Source organism: Pseudoteredinibacter isoporae (assembly GCF_040372805.1).
In the GTDB taxonomy this organism is placed as follows: Bacteria; Pseudomonadota; Gammaproteobacteria; order Pseudomonadales; family Cellvibrionaceae; genus Pseudoteredinibacter; species Pseudoteredinibacter isoporae_A.
Genome location: NZ_BAABWJ010000006.1, coordinates 46,325 through 67,851, shown reverse-complemented (window position 1 = coordinate 67,851; position 21,527 = coordinate 46,325). Strand labels below are relative to the sequence as shown.

General features: G+C 51.1%; 19 protein-coding genes and 1 other RNA gene. 14 read left to right on the top strand and 6 right to left on the bottom strand.

Annotation, left to right across the window (positions count from 1 at the left end):
- Positions 1-28 precede the first annotated feature (28 nt).
- Entirely contained in the window at positions 29-673 is a 645-nt protein-coding gene (locus tag ABWW03_RS13000) for a CatA-like O-acetyltransferase (protein WP_353408763.1), read from the bottom strand.
- A gap of 194 nt (positions 674-867) precedes the next feature.
- Here ABWW03_RS13000 and ABWW03_RS12995 point away from each other — a divergent pair, with 194 nt between their 5' ends.
- Together ABWW03_RS12995 and chrA are read left to right on the top strand one after the other, a co-directional pair.
- The gene (locus ABWW03_RS12995; protein WP_353408762.1) at positions 868-1,794 is read left to right on the top strand and encodes a sterol desaturase family protein; all 927 of its coding nucleotides are present in this window, start codon (positions 868-870) and stop codon (positions 1,792-1,794) included.
- Between the two features lie 108 nt (positions 1,795-1,902).
- Positions 1,903-3,135: a chromate efflux transporter gene (gene chrA / locus ABWW03_RS12990; protein WP_353408761.1), complete on the top strand. Its 1,233-nt coding sequence runs from the start codon at positions 1,903-1,905 to the stop codon at positions 3,133-3,135.
- A 2-nt stretch (positions 3,136-3,137) separates the two neighbouring features.
- On the opposite strand, the gene ABWW03_RS12985 is transcribed toward chrA, so the two are convergent.
- The 3 genes from ABWW03_RS12985 to rapA are packed head-to-tail and all read right to left on the bottom strand — an operon-like array spanning position 3,138 to position 7,185.
- Positions 3,138-3,977, bottom strand: a complete 840-nt coding sequence (locus tag ABWW03_RS12985; RefSeq protein ID WP_353408760.1) for an RluA family pseudouridine synthase — start codon at positions 3,975-3,977, stop codon at positions 3,138-3,140.
- Between the two features lie 23 nt (positions 3,978-4,000).
- Positions 4,001-4,282: a hypothetical protein gene (locus ABWW03_RS12980; RefSeq protein ID WP_353408759.1), complete on the bottom strand. Its 282-nt coding sequence runs from the start codon at positions 4,280-4,282 to the stop codon at positions 4,001-4,003.
- A 56-nt stretch (positions 4,283-4,338) separates the two neighbouring features.
- On the bottom strand, positions 4,339-7,185 hold the full coding sequence (gene rapA / locus ABWW03_RS12975; RefSeq protein WP_353408758.1) for an RNA polymerase-associated protein RapA: 2,847 nt from the start codon (positions 7,183-7,185) through the stop codon (positions 4,339-4,341).
- Between the two features lie 215 nt (positions 7,186-7,400).
- Between rapA and ABWW03_RS12970 the strand changes: the two genes are divergently transcribed.
- The 3 genes from ABWW03_RS12970 (at position 7,401) to trxA (ending at position 10,888) form a co-directional block, all read left to right on the top strand.
- Positions 7,401-8,297, top strand: a complete 897-nt coding sequence (locus tag ABWW03_RS12970; protein WP_353408757.1) for an MBL fold metallo-hydrolase — start codon at positions 7,401-7,403, stop codon at positions 8,295-8,297.
- Between the two features lie 675 nt (positions 8,298-8,972).
- The gene (locus tag ABWW03_RS12965) at positions 8,973-9,833 is read left to right on the top strand and encodes a sensor domain-containing diguanylate cyclase (RefSeq protein WP_353408756.1); all 861 of its coding nucleotides are present in this window, start codon (positions 8,973-8,975) and stop codon (positions 9,831-9,833) included.
- Positions 9,834-10,033: 200 nt separating this feature from the next.
- Positions 10,034-10,888 (top strand): thioredoxin, encoded by an 855-nt coding sequence (gene trxA / locus ABWW03_RS12960; RefSeq protein WP_353408755.1) that lies wholly within the window; start codon positions 10,034-10,036, stop codon positions 10,886-10,888.
- Positions 10,889-11,022: 134 nt separating this feature from the next.
- On the opposite strand, the gene ABWW03_RS12955 is transcribed toward trxA, so the two are convergent.
- Together ABWW03_RS12955 and ABWW03_RS12950 are read right to left on the bottom strand one after the other, a co-directional pair.
- Complete coding sequence (locus ABWW03_RS12955) at positions 11,023-11,634, bottom strand: glutathione S-transferase family protein (RefSeq protein WP_353408754.1); 612 nt, start codon at positions 11,632-11,634, stop codon at positions 11,023-11,025.
- Between the two features lie 209 nt (positions 11,635-11,843).
- Positions 11,844-13,763, bottom strand: coding sequence for a putative bifunctional diguanylate cyclase/phosphodiesterase (locus ABWW03_RS12950; RefSeq protein ID WP_353408753.1), 1,920 nt, complete (start codon positions 13,761-13,763; stop codon positions 11,844-11,846).
- A gap of 466 nt (positions 13,764-14,229) precedes the next feature.
- Between ABWW03_RS12950 and ABWW03_RS12945 the strand changes: the two genes are divergently transcribed.
- The 9 genes from ABWW03_RS12945 to ABWW03_RS12905 all read left to right on the top strand — a co-directional run bounded on the left by ABWW03_RS12945 (position 14,230) and on the right by ABWW03_RS12905 (position 21,375).
- Positions 14,230-15,357, top strand: coding sequence for a phosphoserine transaminase (locus ABWW03_RS12945; protein ID WP_353408752.1), 1,128 nt, complete (start codon positions 14,230-14,232; stop codon positions 15,355-15,357).
- A 151-nt stretch (positions 15,358-15,508) separates the two neighbouring features.
- An RNA gene (gene ffs / locus ABWW03_RS12940) (signal recognition particle sRNA small type) lies at positions 15,509-15,605 on the top strand.
- 172 nt (positions 15,606-15,777) lie between these two features.
- A complete protein-coding gene (gene dnaX, locus ABWW03_RS12935; RefSeq protein WP_353408751.1) occupies positions 15,778-17,952 on the top strand; it encodes a DNA polymerase III subunit gamma/tau in 2,175 nt (724 codons plus the stop codon).
- Between the two features lie 69 nt (positions 17,953-18,021).
- Positions 18,022-18,342 (top strand): YbaB/EbfC family nucleoid-associated protein, encoded by a 321-nt coding sequence (locus ABWW03_RS12930; RefSeq protein WP_353408750.1) that lies wholly within the window; start codon positions 18,022-18,024, stop codon positions 18,340-18,342.
- Between the two features lie 16 nt (positions 18,343-18,358).
- Positions 18,359-18,952: a recombination mediator RecR gene (gene recR / locus ABWW03_RS12925; protein ID WP_353408749.1), complete on the top strand. Its 594-nt coding sequence runs from the start codon at positions 18,359-18,361 to the stop codon at positions 18,950-18,952.
- A 2-nt stretch (positions 18,953-18,954) separates the two neighbouring features.
- Positions 18,955-20,094, top strand: a complete 1,140-nt coding sequence (gene rnd / locus ABWW03_RS12920; RefSeq protein ID WP_353408748.1) for a ribonuclease D — start codon at positions 18,955-18,957, stop codon at positions 20,092-20,094.
- A 76-nt stretch (positions 20,095-20,170) separates the two neighbouring features.
- Positions 20,171-20,458, top strand: coding sequence for a YcgL domain-containing protein (locus ABWW03_RS12915; RefSeq protein ID WP_353408747.1), 288 nt, complete (start codon positions 20,171-20,173; stop codon positions 20,456-20,458).
- Entirely contained in the window at positions 20,458-20,892 is a 435-nt protein-coding gene (locus tag ABWW03_RS12910) for a YcgN family cysteine cluster protein (protein WP_353408746.1), read from the top strand. The genes ABWW03_RS12915 and ABWW03_RS12910 overlap by 1 nt, the downstream gene beginning before the upstream one ends.
- A gap of 78 nt (positions 20,893-20,970) precedes the next feature.
- Positions 20,971-21,375 carry a hypothetical protein gene (locus ABWW03_RS12905; protein ID WP_353408745.1) on the top strand — a complete coding sequence of 135 codons (405 nt, stop codon included), beginning with the start codon at positions 20,971-20,973 and terminating at the stop codon, positions 21,373-21,375.
- Positions 21,376-21,527: the final 152 nt, after the last annotated feature.

Sequence of the window (21,527 nt, the reverse complement as noted above, 5' to 3'; positions counted from 1 at the left end):
GGAGAGGGCGAAGAGTTCGTTTCGATGGTTAGGCGGGTATAGCCCAATCTGGCTGGTTTAATAGATCCTGTAAGGCGTCAAGGTATTGGGACATATGATAGCCATCTACAAAGCCGTGATGAACGTGTACGGAAAAGGGCAGTGTTTTGGTTTTTGTCTGCTCGCTGATTTTTCCTATGGATATCTTGGGGCAACCTTCGGACGCGGAGAACGCTCTGGCGTGACTCATACTGCTGAAGTTTAACCAGGGGAGGGCTGAGAAATGAAGGGCGTTTGCTTGCCCGGATTCCTCGTCCATAAATATCTGTGTCGCCTTGCGTGCATGTTCCTGCTTTTTTGCGAAGTCGTTGCAGTGTTGTTGGAAATCATTGCGGTATTCAACATAGCCAAAGCTGAACAGCGTATTCGCTCGCATAAACACGTTGGAGATATGCACGGTGTCGAATGCGATCACGTCATCACCAACAAGGCGGTAGCGCAGATTATCGATTTGATTGGCGGCTTTTGTGGCGGCAAACAACAAGGCTGCGGTGAAAGAGAATCCCTGTTCTTTACTCCGCTGGAGCAGTTTGCTGATTTCCAAATCTACGCAGCAGCCCCAGTAGGGCTCTTGGAATTCCCGATAAAATTCGAAATGCTCGCGGCGGGACCATGTGGCCAGATCAATCTTCATTCTGGGGCTCCTTATGGTGAGGTAGGCAAAGCATGGCTTTGGCGAAAGGATCGCATCTTAGGGCTTCGCGTAGTCTCTGTCACCTGTTAATACGATGGTTCGATTGAGAATCTTGTACTTGCTTGACCTTGATTGTGAATAATGGGTAACATTGATTCCCATAAGAATAAAGATACTCATCGAGGCTTGCTTCTATGCAACGAATTATGCCCTATATCGCGTTTCCCCTTGTGCTATCGGGGGGACTGGTCGCTTGTTATCTCTTGTTTACCCCCCTGGAAAACCCGGCCTTGGCGCCGTTTGTTGTTATGATAGCCTGGACCATTCCCTGGATGATTTGGCTGGAGTGGTGGACGCCATACCGGAACGTCTGGAGCGAGAGTCATCAGGACGTGATGACGGATGTGATCTATTTGTTCTTGATTCAGTCGCTGTGGCCTCGACTGTTGACGGCTTTTTGGATGACAGCTCTGGCGTCCGCAACGATATGGTGCAGTGAAAACCTGCAGTTCTTCAGTGGGCAGAGTTGGCCGCATCAATGGCCGTTGGCACTGCAGCTCGTGTTGGCCTTGCTGTTGGCGGAGTTCGGACGTTACTGGGTGCATCGTTGGGCCCATGAACTATCGTTCTTATGGCGTTTTCATGCGGTCCACCACAGTGTTGAGCGTCTGTACTGGTTGAATGCCGCTCGTTTTCATCCGCTCGAAAAAATTCTGCTGCATATTCCTGAAACCTTGCCATTTATTTTACTGGGAGCGAATGCCGAGGTTTTGGCCTTGTATTTTGTGACTACTGGTATTCACGGTTTATTTCAGCACTCCAATATTCAGCTCAAGCTAGGGCCTTTAAATTATGTGTTTGCCATGGCGGAATTGCATCGCTTTCATCATTCAAAAGTGATTCGCGAATCCAACAGTAATTACGGCAACAACCTGATTGTTTGGGATCTGGTGTTCGGAACCTTTTATTGGCCGAAAGACCGAGAGGTGGGAGATATTGGTTTGTTAAACCCGGAATATCCAAAAACTTTTTTACGTCAATGCTCGGCACCGTTTCACAAAGGGAAATTAGACAAACCCGCGGATTACGCCACGAACCCTGAAAAATATCAGCAGTCCTGAGTCGGACATTGCACCGGGAATAAATATCAGCCATTGCCTTGGTTCTGTCACGCGAGCGATCTAAAATAACCTCCGACAGAAATGCAGTGGGACAGGTATGAAGGCGATATGAGTCAGACGAGTGAAACCCCGAGCAGTAATGCCCGTGTGGGAGATGTTTTTATTCAGTTTCTAAAGCTGGGTTTAACATCGTTTGGTGGGCCGGTGGCGCATATCGGTTATTTTCAGCACGAATTTGTTGAACGCAAGGCCTGGCTGACGGCCTCTGAGTTTGCTTCTCTACTGGCACTTTGTCAGTTTTTACCTGGCCCGGCCAGCAGTCAGTTGGGCTTTGCGATTGGTTTACGTCGGGCAGGCCTGGCCGGTGCCATTGCGGCCTTTGTCGCATTTACTTTGCCTTCTGTGTTTTTGTTACTCGTATTGCTGGCGGTGTCTCCGTATCTTCCTGATTCCCTAAACCAAGCTTTGCTGCAAGGTTTTAAACTGCTGGCGGTGATTATTGTGGCCGATGCCCTGTGGAGTATGGGGCAGAACCTTTGCGATACTTGGGCTAAGCGTTTAATCGCGGTCGGCGTGACCCTGCTGTTGCTGTTCAGTGCTGTAGGGCCTTGGCCTTGCCTGATTGTGGCGGGCTTGTTGGGGCTGTTTGCCGTAAACAGTCCTAACCCGACAACAGAGGTACCCAGCCGTGTTGGACAAAGCCCTGAACAGAGCAAGCCTCGCTCGATGCTGTTTGCGGGCGTTTTCTTTTTGTTATTGCTGTTGTTGTCAGTTACGCCTCCTGTGTTGGGGGGTGAGGAGGGTGTGCCGGTATTGTTGACGCTGGCGGCTGAATGTTATCAGGCCGGAGCTTTGGTATTTGGTGGTGGACATGTCGTTCTGCCGTTGTTGCAAAGCAGTTTACTCGAGCCAGGACTGGTGAGCGAAGGTGAATTTCTGGCGGCGTATGGTTCCGCACAAATTGTACCGGGCCCGATGTTCAGTATTGCGGCTTATCTGGGCGCCATAGCCGGGCCCGAGTCTTTTTCGATTGCCGGAGCCGCTGTGGCTTTATTGGCTATTTTTCTGCCGGGCTTTTTATTGGTGTTGGCGGTATTGCCGGTATGGCAAACGCTGTTGCAACAGCGGAAACTCGCTGCGGCGGTTGCAGGGGTTAATGCGGCCGTAGTGGGTTTGCTGGCCGCGAGTTTTTACCAGCCTGTATTGCTGAGTGCGATTCACTCGATAGTGGATTTGCTTGTGGTTGTCGCGGGTTTTTATGTGTTGCGTGTTATGAAGCTGCCGGTGATATTTCTCTTGCCAATATTGTTGCTGATACAAGGCAGTGCGTTGCTATTTTAACGTTAACGGCTGGCGTCGAGCCAAGCTTGGCTGTTGATACGAAAATCTTGTTCCTGTTCTCGATGATCACAAAAGCGTAGTTGTTGGGCACAAAGTTGAAGTGGGTACGGGGATTGAAACGTGGCCGATTCGCCATATCGCTTATCCCCAACTACTGGGTGGCCGAGTAGGGCGGCGTGCCTTCTGACTTGATGTTTCCGGCCGGTTTTAATATGCGCTTCGACCAAGCTCCTATTGCCATCCAGGGTTTTCAGTTTGGTGAATTCACTGTAGGCCGGTTTCTCATCCAGTGCCTGTTCGGCCACTTGCGTCTGTTCCGGAAAATCACCTTCGACCACAATGTGGTAACGCTTTTCAATGCGGTGTTCGGCAAAAAGCTCGCTCAGATGGCGGGCAGCGATTTTATTGTGGGCCAGTAAAATTAAACCGCAGGCATCCTGATCCAGCCGGTGAACGATTCGGCAAGGCCGATCGATTGCCTGTTCGGCCACTCGAACCAGTGCGCAATGATCTCCAAAGCGGCTGCCTTGTGAACGCATGCCTCTGGGCTTCAACCACACGCTGTAGTCGTTAAGGTCCTTGAGGCGTTCGATGGGGAGGGGTACTTGAGCGAGAATATCGGCCTGATAGTAAAAGTGCAGCTGTTCGATGCCTTCGCTGTTGTTACTGTTGCGACGTAGGGGAAGAACTTTTTTGCCTCGCTGACGCCAAACTGCGCCTCTGCTCATGGCTTGTTTGATGGTGCTGCGCGATAAGCCGCTGCATTCTGTAAGCAGGTCCAAGGGACTGAGGGCGGTATTCTCGCCATCGATACTGAGGTGATATTCCTGTACGTCACTCATGGCTAGCGGGGCGTGGTCTCGACCTAGTGGGCGTCAAACATCTGAATCATATAGCCACTGTCCAGTGCCTCAGCCAGTGCTTTGTCCTGGGCAATCAGCTGGCTGTCCAATTTGTCATTGGGAATCAGTTTGCGCTTTTCGATATGAATATCGTGAAAGCCTTCCTTGAACAGAAAAATCTGGCACAGTTTTTCTGCGCCGAACATGTCTTTAAAATCGATGTAAACAATAAACGGAATGCTGTCTCCGGCCTTAAAGCCTGGCTGATCTTTTTTGGATTTGGCCGTGACAGAGAAAATAAACATAGTGTGTTTCCAGAAAGATAAGAAAAGCTGCGCCTTGCAGACGCAGCATAGCGTCATCAGGTCGTTAATGCGATGCGAATGGCATCGAGGTTGAGTTGGGCGCTGGCGATGGACTCACGAATCAACTCGCGTTTTTCAATCAAGTGCTCCACTTCCTCCTGGCGGATATTGGGGTTCACTTGGGCCAAGGCTTGCAGGCGTTCAATTTCTTCGCCGAGTTGGTCATTGGCTCGATCCAAAGCCGCTTGGCGTTGCTTCTCCTGTTCGGGAGCCGCCATGTGTTCTGCTTTGTCGATCAAGCTGGTAATGGCATCGCGGCCCTGACGTGCAATTTCCTGAGCCGTGCGTTTGGGAATCTTTTGCCCCAGTTGATTGAAATGCTCCACCTTGATGATGTTGGAGAAATCTTTGTCATTGGCATCGACCACAATGCGAACCGCCTGTACGGGCATGTAACGGCTGAGTTGCAAATGCTTCGGTGCCTGGTAGCTCATGGTGAAAATGGCTTCCAGCAATAAATTGCCGGCTTTCAGTGGGGGCAGTTTAATGCTGCAAATACAGGTGTTGCCTTTGTCACCACTGCGAATCATATCCATCGCCCCCACAACCATGGGGTGCTCCCAGCTTAAGAACTGCATGTCATCGCGGTGCAGGGCTTTCTGGCGGCTGACAGTACCAGTAAAGCCATCTTCGGGTAAGCCGGGGAAGTGACCTTCGCGCATATGATCGCCGGGGCGCATAATCAAGGTGGCTTCACTGTGGCCTTCGCTGTCGACGCCGTAGCTGTCAAAAACACTTTCCAGATAATCCAGCAGCTCACCGTCGTTTTCATGTTCGCTGATGTTTTGAACCAGCTCATCGGCGTGCGCTTTGTTGAAAGAACTCAGCTCCAACAAGTGATTGCGACCTTCGGCGAGTTTAGCGTTCAACGCTTCTCGGGCTTCGGCCGTTTGTTGATGCAAGGCCGAATGATCGGCGCTGGCATTGCCTAAGGCTTGATTCAACGTATCGGAAAACTGCTGACGCAAATGGTGAGCACCCGGGCAGGCGTGTTCAAAGGCATTTAAACCCTGGTGGTACCAGTTGAGTAACACTTCTTGCGCAGTGCTTTGATAATAAGGCACGTGAATGTGTACGGTATTTTCCTGACCAATTCGATCCAGGCGGCCGATACGCTGTTCCAGCAAATCAGGGTTGCTTGGCAGGTCGAACAACACTAAATGCTTGGCGAACTGGAAGTTACGACCTTCACTGCCAATTTCCGAACAGATCAAAATATCGGCACCGTCTTCCTGGTCTGCAAAGTATGCGGCGGCGCGATCACGCTCCAGCAGGCTCATGCCTTCGTGGAAGACGGCACTGGCCAGGCCCATGCGCAAACGGATATGAGATTCCAGATCTAGTGCCGTATCGGCGTGGTGGCAGATCAGTAAGGTCTTCTCATGGCGGTGTTGTTTCAACCAGTCTTTTAACCATTGCACACGCTCATCGTGATTCAACCAGCTCAATCCCCACTGATGCTCGGCCTGCAAGACACCGTCGAGTCCTTGTTCGAGCTGAGAGTAATCGTCTCTCCAGTCTTCTGGTTTGGGCAGAGGGTAGGGCAATAACTGTCGGCTGGGAAAGCCTGCAATATTGTCGCGGGTGTTGCGCATCAGTACCCGTCCGGTGCCATGTTGGTCCAGGATTCGTGCGATGGCGTATTGTGCTGCTTTTTCAGGTTCACCGTTTAATTGCTGATAATGGCTCCACTGGTGTTCGCCCAGCCATTCGTGCAGCTGGTTTAAGGCGTTGTCGCTCAGGGCATCGCCGTTCTGCAAGGCCATGACCAGCCGATTCACATCGGTATAACTGTCTTCTTCAGCCAGGTACTGTTCCAGGCTGGGGTAGCGATCCGGGTCCAGTAGTTGCAGACGCGCGAAATGACCTTCTACGCCTAATTGTTCTGGCGTCGCTGTTAACAGAAGCAAGCCACGGCTGTGTTCGGCTAGTTGTTGAACGCATTGGTATTCCTGGCTGGGGCCGGTTTCACTCCACTCAAGGTGATGAGCTTCATCGACCACCAGTAGATCCCAGTCGCAGGCAAGGGCTTCTTGTAAGCGTTCCGGGTTTTCCGTCAGAAAACTCAGTTGGGTAATGATCAGTTGGCTACTGTCAAAGGGGTTTTCATCATCTTCAACGGCTTCGCAGCGCGCTTGATCAATAATACTGAAGCTCAAATTGAAGCGACGCAGCATTTCCACCAGCCATTGGTGAACCAAGCTGTCCGGCAATACGATCAATACACGTTCAGCCATGCCGGTAAACAGTTGCTTATGAATGATCATGCCGGCTTCGATGGTTTTACCCAGGCCGACTTCATCGGCGAGTAAAACCCGAGGGGCGTAGCGGCTGGCGACCTGTTCAGCAATATAAAGCTGGTGTGGCAGCAGTTGCACACGTGCGCCGGACAAACCTTGTACCGGTTGTTGGCCGATAGTTTCCAGTTCCTGCAAAGTGCGATAACGCAAGGCAAAACTTTTGGGGGAATCCAGTTGGCCGGCAAAGAGGCGATCTTTGGGGGCGCTGAATTGAATGAAGCTGGTCAGTTCCAGTTCGCTGATATTAACGTCATCACCATTACTGGTAAGTCCGGCGTAAAGCAGAATACCTTCGTCTTCTTCTATGTGCTCGATGGTGAAGCGTTGATTATCAATTGTACTGACGCTATCGCCCTTATGATAAATCACGCGGTTAAGTGGCGCGTTATTGATGGCGTAGTGGCGACGTTCTCCAACGGCGGGAAAGCTGATCTCGACCATGCGCTCGTCGGCATCAACAATGATGCCCAGGCCCAATTCGGCTTCGGTGTTACTTACCCAGCGCTGGCCGGGACAAAAACTGTTTACGGATAGTTCAGACAAGAGGGTTCCTGCTTTGCGGTTGTGTCGCTCAAAATTAAGGCGGCGATAATAGGTCCAAGCGGCGATTCTGACAAGGTTTCATCACGGATATAAAGGCTTTATCGCGAATTTGGGACAGCTCACATACTCTGTCGTTCTCAACGCTTACACGAGGCGCGCCTTTTTGTTACTTTATGGCCTAATCATAGTTCATTGTGACTCAGCGAGAGGAAATTATGTCCGTAAAATTTGCCAAATCGGCGTTATTAGGTGCTTTGCTCAGTGTAAGTGCTGGCCTTGCTGCCCAGCAAGACTTTTCCAAGGTGGAAATCACTCATCAGCCCGTAGCAGGGTCCATCTTCATGCTTCAGGGGTCTGGGGGCAATATCGCCTTGCTGGTGGGTGAAGAAGGGAACCTCATGGTGGACGATCAATACGAGCCACTGGCACCCAAAATTAAAGCCGCCATCGGCAAGCTCACTCAGGCACCGATCCGCTATGTGTTGAACACCCACTGGCATTTCGACCATACCGGTGGCAATAGCGAGTTCAATAGTAATGAGGCGTTGATGATTGCCCAGGATAACGTGCGCAAGCGCATGCTGAGCGGTGGTGAGATTAAAACCTTCAATGCCAAGATTCCACCCGCCAAACCTGAGGCTCTGCCTGAGCTGACCTTTAAAGAGCGTATGCATCTGCATTTTGCCGGTGAAGACATTGAAGCCTTGGCTATGCCAAACGCGCATACCGATGGTGACGCGATTGTGTTCTTCAAGAACAGCAATGTGGTGCACATGGGGGATTTATACTTTAAAGATGTATATCCCTTCGTTGACCTGAGCAGCGGCGGTTCCGTGAACGGTGTTCTGGCTGCCGTGGATGGTGCGCTGGCACGTATGGATGACAGCACTAAGGTGATTCCTGGTCATGGCACCTTGAGTAACAAAGCTGAGCTCACGGATTATCGCAATATGTTAAAAACCTCACTCGATGCCGTTGGCAAACTAAAAGAGGCCGGTAAAAGTTTGGATGAGGTGAAAAAGGCTGACCCATTGGCCAAGCTGAATGGCCAATTTGGCGATGGCTTTATTAAACCTGAATTGTGGTTGCAGTTTGTGTACCAAAGTCTGTAAATAAAACCGTACGCACAACGCTTCGAAAAGCCCCGAAAGACTCGGGGCTTTTTCTTTTTGGGACAGTCATCGCTATTTGGCGTGTCTCATTTTCCGGTTTCAAACCGTCATGGTTTTCGCTTCTTCACATCTGTTCTTTGTTTGGGAATGATCAAACCTCGCGAGTCCATTTTTAAACGACAGTTCGAGAGTAGGTGTCGTGTGACAACGCTGAAGTTTGGGTTTTGCGTCGATTTCGAAGCGTCAAAAAGCCGTAAAATACAGGGGTTTTTCTGCACCTATTGGTTTTCGGCGTCAAGCATTCGCTGCTTCTTGTCGTGCTTTTTCGCAAGACACTTGAGAGAAAATAATAAAAATATCGGTATCACTAAAAAACCAATCAAAAGTACTAGCGGAATTGGTTGTCTTTATGGGGTTTATCGCCGATATTTAATCTATAGTGATTTTGCCTGATAAGCTTGCGAGCTCTACAGGCAGTGCTATGTTTTAGAGTGGGCTGTACATTTCTGGATGGAATGACGGCCATAACTTGGCGAGCAAGGCGCTCATATTACCGCTAGAGGTATTAGCTGCTCATTCCAGGCAGTTTGTTCCACAAAGTGCCCAACCAAAGGGGTTGCTCAAGTGATTGATAAGAATCAATGGCTTTTAGAATCAGACTCATCGAATTTCTGTTTGAATAAATGGCAAAAAACCGTCGGCCTCATGGCTGAGTTGTACGACGCGCCAGTGGGTTTGATCATCCAGGCGAATCGCCAGGGTTTCCAATATACGGCGTCTAATTTCGGCAATAAGGGGCCTTATCCCGCCGGGGTGACTTATGGTCCCGATGCCAATGTGTTTGCACGGACGGTCGTTGACAGCGGAGAGACGTTGTATGTCTCAGACGCTCAAGCCGAACCCGTATGGGCGGATAACCCCGAAGTGGTGGACGAAGGGTTCTGCTCTTTTCTGGGAATGCCTATATTTTGGCCAGATGGTTCCGCCTTTGGCTGTATCTGCGTAATGGATCATTCCATTACCGCTTATGGCGATGCCTTTATGCGCCTGATGGTTCAGTTACGGGACTTGATTGAACAGGACCTGCAGCTATGGGACCAGTTTGAACTGATGAGGGAAATGGCGCTAAAGGATCATCCGGACGACATTTATAACGCTCAAGGGCTCAGTACTCTGGGGCAATCCTGTATGCAGTTTGCCCGTCGCTACGGTTTTGATATTGGCGTCGTTGGGGTGAGTGTGGATGGTTTGCCTACCGCGCGATCCGAATATGAGCATGGGGTGTCTCAGATCGGCGAAACGATTCAGACCCGATTGCGAGGGTCGGATGTTGTGGCTCGCATGAGCGACGACAGCTTTGTGGTGGTGGCATTGGCCAACAACCCGGATGAAATAGAGCTACTCTGCCAGCGTCTGCAGGAAGCTGTGGATGCATTAGGTAAAGGACTGAGCATTTCTTGCACTCAGCAATTCTACCCGCTGGATAAGGCACCCAATGTGGAATTGATGCTGCGTGGGGCGGCGAAAGTCGCGTAGAGCGATTTTGAACGGAACCCCCTGAGTTCCAACAAACGATTACAGAAATTGAGAAGACCGTTGGCGTGTAAGCGTCAGCGGTTTTTTTGTGCCATTGAATTTCAGTATACTTGGCCCCATCTTAATAAGAATACCCTCCCCGTGATCAGTCTTTGAAGACTGATCACGGTAACACTCTTTGGAAGTAGTGGAAGCCTGGAATGAACGAATTTATTGTTGATGTCACCATGGAGAACGCTCAGCAGGTGCTGATCGACGAATCCATGCAGCGCCCGGTTGTGGTCGACTTTTGGGCCGACTGGTGCGCGCCCTGCAAAAATCTAATGCCGGTTTTGGAATCTCTGGCGAATGAGTATGCCGGGGCTTTCTTACTGGCTAAAGTGAATGCCGATGAACAACAGCAAATTGCGGCACAGTTTGGTGTGCGCAGTTTGCCGACAGTGATCGTAATGCAAAACGGTCAACCCGTAGATGGTTTCCAAGGCGCTCAAGCTGAGCCCCAGGTAAGAGAAGTACTGAGCAAATACTTGCCGAAACCTTGGGATGCGTTACTGCAACAAGCCGCGCCTCTGTTGCAGGAAGAGCAGTGGGCGGATGCTTTGGAGCTGTTGCGCCAGGCCTATGAGTTATCCTCATCCGATGTCAGCATTGGGAAAACGCTGGCGCGGGTGTATCTGGAATTGAATCGCAGTTCGGAAGCCGAGGCAATTCTTCAAGCCATTCCAATGGCCGAGCAGGATGCTCAGTATGAACAGTTGTTGGCGTTGCTGGACCTCAAACAAAATGCGGCCAAATCGCCCGAGGTGACGGCTCTGGAAGACGCGTTGGCGGCTGAGCCGGATAATGTGGATCTGCAATTGCAGCTGGCGGTGCAGTATTCACAGCATCAACACTCGGAGGAAGCCTTGGAGCTTTTATTGTCCATGTTGCGCAAGGACATTAATTGCAAAGAGGGCGAGGTCAAGAAGACGACCTTGGATATCATTGCCGCTCTCGGGAAGGCGGATCCGTTGGCGATTAAATATCAGCGCCAGGTGTTTAGCCTGTTGTACTAAAACGATCGTGTTGTACTAAAGCGATCGCGTTGTACTAAAACGATAGTCAGGGCGACATCATGCCACTGTAAAAAAGGCCAGTTGAACTGGCCTTTTTTACGCTTGTTTGGTTTCAACGGGGGCGCTCAACGTAGCTAAGCTGATGCGCTCGGTCTGGAGGAAACCGCATCGCGCCAGCGGTTGATGTTGCTATGCTGTTCGCCTGGATTCAGTTTCATCACTCGAGCGAAATCGATGGCGCAAATGGCGGTGATGTCAGCAATACTGAAATGATCGCCAGCAACAAATTCGTTCTGGCCAAGTTGATGTTCCAATACATCGTAAAATTTCATGGCTTGTTCGCCACACACTTCACCCCATTCCTTCACGGGTGTTTCACGATCTTTGAAATAACCGGTAACGTTTCGGAAGCAGAAGCCGACGTTCATCATCAGGTTGAATTCAACCAGGCGCTGCCACATATCAATGCGCGCTTTCTCTTCGGGGTCGCTACCCATCAATGGAGTGTTGCCTGGCTCAAGTTCCTCGAAATAGCGGCAAATGGAAACGGTCTCACTGATGTAGTGGCCATTGTCCAGCTCCAGCACCGGAATTCGTCCGCCTGGGTTCTTGGCCAGGAATTCCGGTGAAATATTTTCACCGCCGACAATATCAACCTGCACGTATTCCATGTCGATGCCTTTTTCCGCCAGGAACATGCGAACGCGGCGGCCATTTGGCGTGGAATTGGTTTCGAAAATTTTCATGCTTGGATCCTGTTTTGTTGGGCTCAATGAGCATCATATTAGGGGGTGATGGAGGTTCAGACAATGGCCTGGTGTTGAATTTAAAAGGCTTTCAGCTTTTATTTCGAGTTGCGCGGTCTGTGGAGGGAAGAGTGGTGCGTCAGGTGCAATAATCCACTGAAATATGGCGAGATTGGCTTTGTGTTCGAAAGCGCTTGAAGAATGCGAGTTTAGTTGGTGCTGAGATTCAACTCACCTTGACTGTCTTCGCTTTTCTCTTTGCCGATGGAGCGAGTGATGTCGAAGCTTGGGTCTTGCAGACGACGGTGTTGTTCCAGGATAAAGTCTTCCAGGTTATCGGCGATCATCGGAAGCGCAAACAGACTGCCTTGAAATAAATCACAACCGTAAGTCTTTAGCAGTAGCAAGTGATGTCGTAGCTCTACGCCCTCTGCGACCACCTGTAAGCGATAGTGTTGCCCAATCGCTAAAATGGATTTCACCAACACCACATCGTCGTGATTGTGTTCCAGTTCGCTGATAAACGAAGTGTCGATCTTCAGTTCATGGATGGGCAATCTTTTAAGGTAACTCAAGGAAGAAAAACCGGTGCCGAAATCATCCAGCGACGTGTAGATGCCCATCTCAAGCAGTTTGTTGATTAAATCCACCATGCTGTTGAGATCTGACATGAAGGTGTTTTCGGTAATTTCCAGCATTAAAAAACCGGGCGGTAAATCGTGTTTCTCGCACAGGGATTCAATGATTTTCAGAAAGCCAGGGTGTTCAAGTTGTTGCGGGCTGACATTGACCGACAGGCGAATGCGATGATCCGGGTGGAGACGTTGGTTCAATTGATGAATTTCTGCCACGGCCTTTTGCAGCACTTGTTTGCCCAGCTCAATGATAATGCCGGATTCTTCAGCAATCGGAATAAATGTTCCTGGGCTGATTTCTCCCCACTCGGGATGATGCCATCGGCACAGGGCTTCAACGGCAACCGGGCGATAATGACGATCGAACTGCAACTGGTAGTGCAGGTCCATTTGGTTATTTGCCAGGGCTTTGTGCAGCTCATTTTCCATGGCTATTCGGCGATCCACGGCTTCATAGATGGACGCTTGGAAAACTTGAACTCGATTGCGACCTTCCTGTTTGGCAAGGTACATCGCCATGTCGGCTTTTTGCAACGCCGACTCACTGGACTCCGTGCCGAGTGGGAACACCATGACCCCGATGCTGGCGGTGATATGGCAATCGCCAGACTCCAGGGGAATCGGGAACTCCAACGATTGCAAAAGCTTATCAGCCAGTTGCCTGGCGTGTTCGGTGGCTTTGTCGATATTGCCATCCAGATCTTCCATCAAGACGACGAATTCATCGCCGCCGAGGCGGGCGAGAGTGTCCTGACTGCGAATCAAACCCTGCAGACGTGAAGAAAACAATTGCAGAAGTTCATCACCTGCGGCATGACCCCTAGAATCGTTAATATTTTTAAAACGGTCCAGGTCGATGAAGAGCAAGGCGAGTTTATGAGTGCGGCGACGGGAGTTTTCAAAACTCTGTTCCAGGCGATCCAGAAATAAACGACGATTGGGCAAGCCGGTAAGGGCATCGTAATAGGCCAGATAGATGGCTTCTTCCTGGGCGCGCTTTCGCTCACTAATGTCTCGAAACACAACTTGCAACACTTCGCCGCCTTCAATGGGCAAGGCGGTTAGTAATATTTCAACGGGAATGATGTAGTTGTCTTTGGCGCGAGCCTGCCATTCGAAGGTGTGACTGCCCTGGCTGTGGGTTTTGAAAATCATTTCCTGGAACGTTTCCAGGCTCAGGGCGCTTTCGGATTTGCTGATGCGCACCAGCTGCATCAAGCCCATTCCGAGCACATCTTCTTTGCAGCTATAACCAAACAATTTGAGAGCGGCCTGATTGCAATCGGTGACGGAGCGAGATTGCAGAACAAAGTGGGCATCGCCGGAGGCTTCAAACAGAATGCGGTACTTTTCTTCGCTGCGTTGCAGCTGTTGCTCGATACGCTTCCAGCGACTCAGGTCTTCGTTGAGCAGGCGATTGGTTTCGGCCAGGGCTTCAATCTGCTCGTAACGGGTTGGCGATGTCGGCTTCTTGGTGTCGTCGTCATCAATCATTTCAGCGAACTACCTGTTACTGCAGTCTCAGGTCTAACAGTGGTTTGCCTGTCGCCCCAACGAGCCAAGGCAATGGAGAGGGTTAAGGTCTGTCCCGAAGGTTTATCTTTATTGAATAACGCCATATGCCCAATCAGTCTGTGCCCAGCAGTGGTCATACTTGCTGGACGCTCCAGTGCAAGGAGCCGGTACAGGCGAAGCTCGAAACAGGCTTCGATGGATCACTATGCCGGCAAAAAAGGGTTTCCGCTCCTATTAGACTAGCCTTTTTCTGTTTATATACAAACCATAGTTAGAGTTCGGAGAGTCTAATTTGGCGGAAAATACCCTGAATAGCTTAATGAATCTATCAGTCGAAGGTATGTGCTTTGCAGAGCTGTGGAGCAGTTCATGATTGGCTGATTTCTGGCATAATGCGCGACCTGATCAAATCGCTACCGTTAGCGCTGATGTTAAGAGGCTGTGCATGACCGCTTTGCAAAAACCAACCCAAAAACCAAGTAATCCTCATTTTTCTTCAGGACCTTGCAGTAAGCGTCCAGCTTATTCTGTTTCATCACTGGATATACATACCTTGGGGCGTTCCCACCGATCCGATATCGGTAAGGCTGCCTTGCAAAAAGCCTGTGAACAAACCGCTGAGTTACTGGAGCTGCCCGAAGGTTACCGTGTGGGCATTGTGCCTGCTTCCGACACTGGCGCGGTAGAAATGGCGCTCTGGTCGATGCTGGGCCCGCGCCCGGTGGATGTCCTGGCCTGGGAGTCCTTTGGTCGCGGCTGGATGACGGATATTTCCCAGCAGTTGCGTCTGGAGAACGTACGCCTGATTGATGCCGATTATGGCCTGTTGCCTGATCTTAATCAGGTGGACCCCGAGCATGATGTGGTGTTTACCTGGAATGGCACGACTTCCGGTGTGCGCGTGCCCAATGCTGATTGGATCAGCGATGAGCGCGGTGGCCTGACCATTTGTGACGCCACCTCGGCGGTTTTCGCGATGGATATGCCTTGGGAGAAACTGGATGTCGTAACGTTCTCCTGGCAGAAGGTACTGGGCGGGGAGGGGGCTCACGGCATGTTGGTACTGAGCCCCAGGGCCGTTGAGCGTCTGGAGAGCTATCAACCCCCATGGCCATTACCCAAACTGTTTCGTATGACTAAAAACGGCAAGTTGATTGAGGGTATCTTTAAAGGGGCGACGATCAACACGCCGTCCATGTTGGCCGTCGCTGACTACCTTGATGCTTTGGGCTGGGTGGCTGAAAACGGTGGCCAGGCTTGGTCAATTGCCAAGGCAGAAGGCAACCTTGCTGAAATTCAGCGTTTTGTGGCTGAGCATGACTGGATCGATTTCCTGGCAAAGGACCCGGCGACGTTGTCGAGTACCAGTGTGTGCTTGACCCTGAGCGCCAATGATGAACAGCTCAGGGCGATCTGCGCCTTGCTTGCTGAGGAGAATGTCGCCTTTGATATTGAATCCTATCGCGATGCACCTGCGGGTTTGCGTATTTGGTGCGGTGCCACGGTTGAGGCCGCGGATATTGCCGCTATGTTGCCCTGGTTGGCCTGGGCCCATCAGGAAGTGTGTGGCTGATAAGGTGCAAATAACCCGGAAAAAGCGTGCGGCATTCCGAGTTTTCGCTGCAAAATTCGCCATGCTGGCCAGGCTTTAAGCAGCTGAAAAACCTGGCTTGCAACTTGGTAAAAAAGCACGGATAATGCCGCGCTCTTGCAATGGTGGCTCTTGTCGGTCCCCTCGCAATGATTAACTGCGAACCCCGCCAGGCCCGGAAGGGAGCAACGGTAGCAGTGAGTTCATGTGCCGGGGTGTGGCTGGCTTGAGCCGCCACCCAAGATCCAGCAGAACCTGCAATCTTCCCTTCGTTATTCCTTTTTCTCCTACTGAAACCGCAAAAATGTACATGCTGCGTAATAAAGCTGTTGCTAACCGTAGTGGCTATCGGGCTGTCTGGGATATAATGGCCGGATTGTAAAATAGGAATACACAACAGCGATGAGCTATCAGGTTTTGGCCCGCAAATGGCGGCCACGTATTTTCCGCGAGATGGTCGGGCAGGAGCATGTTTTACGGGCCCTGATCAACGCTCTGGACCACAACCGCCTTCACCATGCCTACCTGTTTACCGGTACCCGCGGCGTCGGTAAAACCACCATTGCTCGTATCCTGGCCAAGTGTCTGAACTGCGAGCAGGGGGTCTCTTCTGAGCCCTGTGGCCAATGTGGCGCTTGTGTTGAAATTGCAGAAGGTCGCTTTGTTGATTTGATCGAAGTGGATGCGGCTTCAAAAACCAAGGTTGAAGATACCCGCGAATTACTCGACAACGTCCAATATGCCCCGACGCGTGGGCGTTACAAGGTGTATCTCATCGATGAGGTGCACATGCTCTCGAACAGCAGTTTTAACGCGCTGCTGAAAACCCTGGAAGAGCCTCCTCCCCATGTGAAATTCCTGTTGGCTACGACGGATCCCCAGAAACTTCCGGTGACTGTCTTGTCTCGCTGCCTGCAGTTCAATCTCAAGAATATGAACCCGGAACGTATCGTCGGGCATTTGCAGTATATTCTCGACAAGGAGATGGTGCCGTTTGAAGAACCCGCTTTGTGGCAGCTCGGCCGTGCAGCGGATGGCAGTATGCGTGATGCCCTGAGTCTGACAGATCAGGCCATTGCCTTTGGCAGTGGTAAAGTCCACGAGGCCGAAGTGCGCTCGATGTTGGGCACTTTAGATCAGTCCCATATTGTGTCTATTTGCCAAGCCCTGGCTGCCGCCGACGGTAGCCAGGTTCTGCAAGTGGTCGCTCAAATGTCTGAACAGGCACCGGACTATGATTCCGCGCTTGCCGAATTGTTGGCCCTTTTGCATAGAGTAGCGATTGCTCAGGCGGTCCCTGATGCCGTCGACAATAGCGCGGGTGATCGAGACCAGGTATTGGCCTTGGCCCAGCAGATGGCGGCTGAAGACGTTCAATTGTTTTATCAGACGGCCTTGTTGGCTCGTCGTGACCTGCCGTTGTCTCCCGACCCTCGAGGTGGTTTTGAGATGGCCGTGTTGCGTATGCTGGCCTTTAAGCCCCAAGGGGTGCCCAAGGTTCCGAATAAACCTTTGGCGAACAGCGGCCCGACCGTCGCGGCGAGTGCGCCTGCTACCTCAAGCCCCGCAGGGGGGGCTTCAGCGGCCCCAGCACCTGCTGCCATGACTTCTGATGTTCCCAATGCTGCTGTTGTGGAAACGCCGCCAATAAGTCCGTCTCCTCAGGTAGAGAGTGCACAGACGGTAGGCGCTGTCGCTGTCGATAGCCATCCAGTCGCGCCGGTTTCAAGCCCTGAACCGGTTCCTGTTCCGTCGACCCCTGAGGCTGCGATGCCTGCTCAGGCCATGCCTGTCCAGAGCGCGCCAGCGAATGAACCTGTTGCTGAACAGATTCCAGAGTCGACTCCAGAGCAAAGTCCAGAACCCATTCCTGAGCCCGTTGCCGAGAGTCAGCCAGCTGCTCCTCAGATGTCAGAACCTGCCGCTGTTCCAGTGATGAGTTCTGAGCCCAATAGCCCTGAACTCAATAACCCAGAACTCAATAACCCAGAACTCAATAACCCAGAACCGACAGACTCTGAGCTGAGCAACAGTGAATTGGTGGATATCCGGGGGCTCGCTCAGGAAGTGGTTGATACCTTGAAGCCGGAAACCGATCCGACGACTGAAGCGGCTGCTGCAGACGCACCTGCGGCCATCCATATCGCACCGGCGCAACCCATTGCCTATGAAGCACTTGATCCGGATAACTGGTTTGATTTGTATCGCCAACTGGATTTCAGTGGTGTATTGCAGGCAACGGCATCAAATTGTGCCTTGGCTCAGCGTGATGAAAACGGCTTGGCCTTTGTGCTCGATGAGCGTAATAACCACCTTTATGATACCGCTCACCAACAGCGTATGGCGGACATTTTCAGTGACTATTTCGGGCGCAGTGTCCAGGTCCAAATTGTGCAGGGCAATGCGGGTGACGTGACGCCAGCGGCCATTATTGCTCGCTTGAAAGCGCAACGTCAGGCTGAAGCCCTGGCCGCGATTGAAACCGATCCGACGATTATTCAATTGATTGAAGAATTCGATGCAAAACTGATTCCCGACAGTGTAATGCCACTTGGGCCCGACCCATTGAAGGCGTAGGGAATTGAATCACGATCTGTGATGTGAACAAATAAGTGAAGCTTAAGAGAACGTATTGAGGATAAAGCCATGAAAGGTCTTGGGGATTTAATGAAGCAGGCCCAGGAAATGCAGGCCAAGATGCAAAACATGCAGGAAGAACTCGCCAATGCTGAAGTGCAGGGTGAGGCTGGGGCAGGTTTGGTTAAGGTGATCATGACTGGGCGACACGATGTTAAAAGCGTATCTATCGACGCCAGTTTGATGGAAGAAGATAAGGAAATTCTGGAAGATTTATTGGCTGCGGCAGTGAACGATGCGGTGCGTCGCGTTGAAGACGCCAATCGAGAAAAAATGGGCAGCATGACCGCCGGTATGGGCATTCCCCCCGATTTTAAAATGCCATTCTAATCAGGCCACTCACTGAATGTTTAGCCCTTTAATTGATGAATTGATTAACGCTCTGCGCATTTTGCCTGGTGTGGGGCCTAAATCTGCCCAGCGCATGGCCTTGCATTTACTCGAACGCGATAAACCTGGCGCGGCAAAACTTGCCGGCAGTCTACAGCAAGCGATCGAACACATTGGGCGCTGCCAGTTGTGCCGCACGCTCACAGAACAGGAGATCTGTGCGACTTGCACAAGCAGTCAGCGTGACAGTCGTTTGCTGTGTGTGGTTGAAACGCCGGCGGATGTTTTGGCCATCGAACAAGCCGGGAATTACTCCGGCCGTTATTTTGTCTTGCTGGGGCATTTGTCCCCTATCGATGGCATAGGCCCGGAAGACATTGGTATTGATGTGTTGCTTGAGCGTTTGCAAACCGAAGATATTGACGAACTTATTCTGGCGACAAACCCGACCATTGAAGGTGAGGCTACGGCGCATTATCTGGCTGAACAAGCTAAGCGCCTTGAGGTTAAAGTCTCCCGTATCGCACATGGTGTGCCGTTGGGGGGCGAGCTGGAATACATCGATGGCGGAACCCTGGCCCATGCCTTTAATTCTCGACAGGGGCTATAAGCGTGACTTCTGAAATGATTAAGACCGTATGGCTGGACAACAGCCAGGCGCTGAGTGAACTTTGTGAGCGCTGTTCAAACTTGCCCGCGATTGCGGTCGATACTGAGTTTATGCGCAGCAGTACTTTTTATCCCAAGATTGGGCTGCTGCAGATCAATGATGGTGAACAGAATTTTTTGATCGACCCCTTGGTATTTGATACTCAGGAGCTTGAGCCTTTGCGCGAACTGTGGCGAAACACTGCCGTAGTTAAAGTGTTGCACGCTTGCTCGGAAGACTTGGAAGTGTTTCAGCATTGGCTGGGGGTGGTGCCTCAGCCGCTATTTGATACTCAAATGGCGGCAAATTATGCGGCCTGCGGCTTTTCATTGAGCTACGCCAAATTGGTTCAGCAGTTTCTGGATCTTGAACTGGAAAAAGGCGAGACCCGCAGTGATTGGTTAAAGCGACCACTCAGTGAATCCCAGTGTCATTACGCCGCGCTGGATGTGGAGTATCTGCTGGACATTTATCAGCGCTTAAGCGCCCAGTTAGAAGAAAAGCAGCGCTTGGGGTACCTACAGGAAGATTGCCAGCGTTTGCTGGACAATGCCCAAGCCGAGTTCGACCCAATGATGGCTTATTTGAAAGTGAAGTCGGCCTGGCGATTATCATCGCGGAGTTTGGGGGTGTTGCAGGCGCTGTGTGTATGGCGTGAAGAACAGGCCCGTGAGCGGGATATTCCCCGTAACCGTCTGTGCAAGGATCCTCAATTGTTTACCATCGCCAAACGCCCACCTAAACGTGTGAAAGATCTCGCTCGTATTGAAGGGTTGCCGGGTCGAACGCTGCGCGAAGATGGTGAAACCATTGTGCAGATTGTTGAGCAGGTATTGGAGGATAACAATCAGTGGCCGGAATCCCTGACCAGGCCATTGAGTGTTGAGCAGGGGCAGCAATTGAAAATGTTGCGAGAGCACGGCCATCAATTGGCAGACTCTATAGGGCTGGCGCCTGAGTTACTCTTCAACAAAAAAGAATGGGAAGAATTAATTCGCTATCTGTTGTTCAACAGTCCTTTGCAGTCCAGTCGTTTTCAAGGTTGGCGTGGGAAAGAATTCCTGCCGTTGCTGTTGCGATCGTTTAGGGATCGTGTCCAATAACAACCCTGACGGTTTATGAAATATCTCTGGTTAGTTTGTTGACCAGAAAAGTACGATTTAAAGAGCGCTTTGAGTAATGAAAAAGCTGATTTGTGAAATTTTCCGCAGCCCCAAAGAAGAGGGGCTGTATTTGTATGTCGATAAATCCAAAGGGTTGGTGGATGTACCCGAAGCCCTGCTGGAAAAGTTTGGCACGCCCCAATCGGCGATGACGATGTTGCTCGACGAAGGGCGCAAGCTGGCGAAAGCAGACAGCCAAAAAGTATTAAATGCAATAGAAGAGCATGGTTATTACCTGCAACTTCCTCCGCCAAAGGAGGCGTATATGCAGGAAGTGAATCACCATAATTCCAAGTTGTTCTGATGGCCTTTTGGCAGGAAAAAACACTTGAGCAAATGACGCCCCAGGAGTGGGAGTCTCTGTGTGACGGTTGTGGTCAATGCTGTTTACACAAGCTTGAAGATGAAGATACCGGAGCATGTTATTACACCGAAGTTGCCTGTGAGTTATTGGACATCGATTGCGCCCGTTGCAGTGATTATAAACATCGCAAAAAGCGCGTTCCGGAATGTCTTAAGCTCAGTGTCGCCGATGTTGAACATTTTCACTGGTTGCCCAGTAACTGTGCTTATCGCTTGTTGGCGGATGGTGAGCCGCTGCCCCATTGGCACCCTTTGGTCAGTGGCAATCGGCAGTCAGTCATCGATGCCGGTCAATCTGTGATTGGTCGGGTTATCAGTGAAACCGAAGTGTCGGATGACGATCTGGAAGAACACATTATTTATTGGGTTGAATAAAACCTGTTACCCAAAACGCGAGTACACTAAATCACTGCCATACATGTCGTTGATGCCGGGCGGTGCAAGGAGTTAAAAATGAGCCAGGAAGATTATCAGTACGCCTGGATGGCCTATCTCGCCGGCAGTGCCATTATTCTGTTCGGCTGGTGGTTTGTGACCCGTGGCATCGGTAATCGCTATGTGCGAAATGGTCTGCGGATTATTGCGGCGGTGTTGCTGCTCACCCCTCACGCTACTCAAAGTGGTGAAATGCTGATGTCACCGGCCCTGTTTGTGGCGGTGCTGGACCCTTTGTTTACGGAAGAGGGGGATTTCTTTCGGGCTGGCATTCCATTGCTCAGCACCTTGGGCGTGTGTTTGTTGCTGTATGTCCTGATCGATCTCTTATTTTTGCGTCGTCGACGGGAAAAGCAGGCCCAAGCGGCTCTGGAAGCCGATCGAGCAGAACTCCTGGCTGAGAGCCATCGCCAGCCCGAGTGAGCTCTGGGCTGGCCGCCGCATCTTTGTCGGATCATTGATTTTCCGCAAGTCGAATTCTGATCTCCTGCACCGGTCGTTAACTTCCTTTTGGCGGGTTTCCGCACTCCTTGGCTGCAAAGCGTTCTATCTCTGGCTACGCTTCAGTAAATATC

What these genes read in the sequence shown, in the direction of transcription:
- ABWW03_RS12930 (WP_353408750.1), top strand. Translation starts at nt 18,022, where the DNA reads ATGAAAGGTCTTGGGGATTTAATGAAGCAGGCCCAGGAAATGCAGGCC.
- ABWW03_RS12970 (WP_353408757.1), top strand. Translation starts at nt 7,401, where the DNA reads ATGTCCGTAAAATTTGCCAAATCGGCGTTATTAGGTGCTTTGCTCAGT.
- ABWW03_RS12955 (WP_353408754.1), bottom strand. Translation starts at nt 11,634, where the DNA reads ATGAAAATTTTCGAAACCAATTCCACGCCAAATGGCCGCCGCGTTCGC.
- ABWW03_RS12985 (WP_353408760.1), bottom strand. Translation starts at nt 3,977, where the DNA reads ATGAGTGACGTACAGGAATATCACCTCAGTATCGATGGCGAGAATACC.
- trxA (WP_353408755.1), top strand. Translation starts at nt 10,034, where the DNA reads ATGAACGAATTTATTGTTGATGTCACCATGGAGAACGCTCAGCAGGTG.
- ABWW03_RS12945 (WP_353408752.1), top strand. Translation starts at nt 14,230, where the DNA reads ATGACCGCTTTGCAAAAACCAACCCAAAAACCAAGTAATCCTCATTTT.
- ABWW03_RS12950 (WP_353408753.1), bottom strand. Translation starts at nt 13,763, where the DNA reads ATGATTGATGACGACGACACCAAGAAGCCGACATCGCCAACCCGTTAC.
- ABWW03_RS12980 (WP_353408759.1), bottom strand. Translation starts at nt 4,282, where the DNA reads ATGTTTATTTTCTCTGTCACGGCCAAATCCAAAAAAGATCAGCCAGGC.
- ABWW03_RS12995 (WP_353408762.1), top strand. Translation starts at nt 868, where the DNA reads ATGCAACGAATTATGCCCTATATCGCGTTTCCCCTTGTGCTATCGGGG.
- ABWW03_RS12905 (WP_353408745.1), top strand. Translation starts at nt 20,971, where the DNA reads ATGAGCCAGGAAGATTATCAGTACGCCTGGATGGCCTATCTCGCCGGC.
- ABWW03_RS12915 (WP_353408747.1), top strand. Translation starts at nt 20,171, where the DNA reads ATGAAAAAGCTGATTTGTGAAATTTTCCGCAGCCCCAAAGAAGAGGGG.
- ABWW03_RS13000 (WP_353408763.1), bottom strand. Translation starts at nt 673, where the DNA reads ATGAAGATTGATCTGGCCACATGGTCCCGCCGCGAGCATTTCGAATTT.
- ABWW03_RS12910 (WP_353408746.1), top strand. Translation starts at nt 20,458, where the DNA reads ATGGCCTTTTGGCAGGAAAAAACACTTGAGCAAATGACGCCCCAGGAG.
- chrA (WP_353408761.1), top strand. Translation starts at nt 1,903, where the DNA reads ATGAGTCAGACGAGTGAAACCCCGAGCAGTAATGCCCGTGTGGGAGAT.
- recR (WP_353408749.1), top strand. Translation starts at nt 18,359, where the DNA reads ATGTTTAGCCCTTTAATTGATGAATTGATTAACGCTCTGCGCATTTTG.
- dnaX (WP_353408751.1), top strand. Translation starts at nt 15,778, where the DNA reads ATGAGCTATCAGGTTTTGGCCCGCAAATGGCGGCCACGTATTTTCCGC.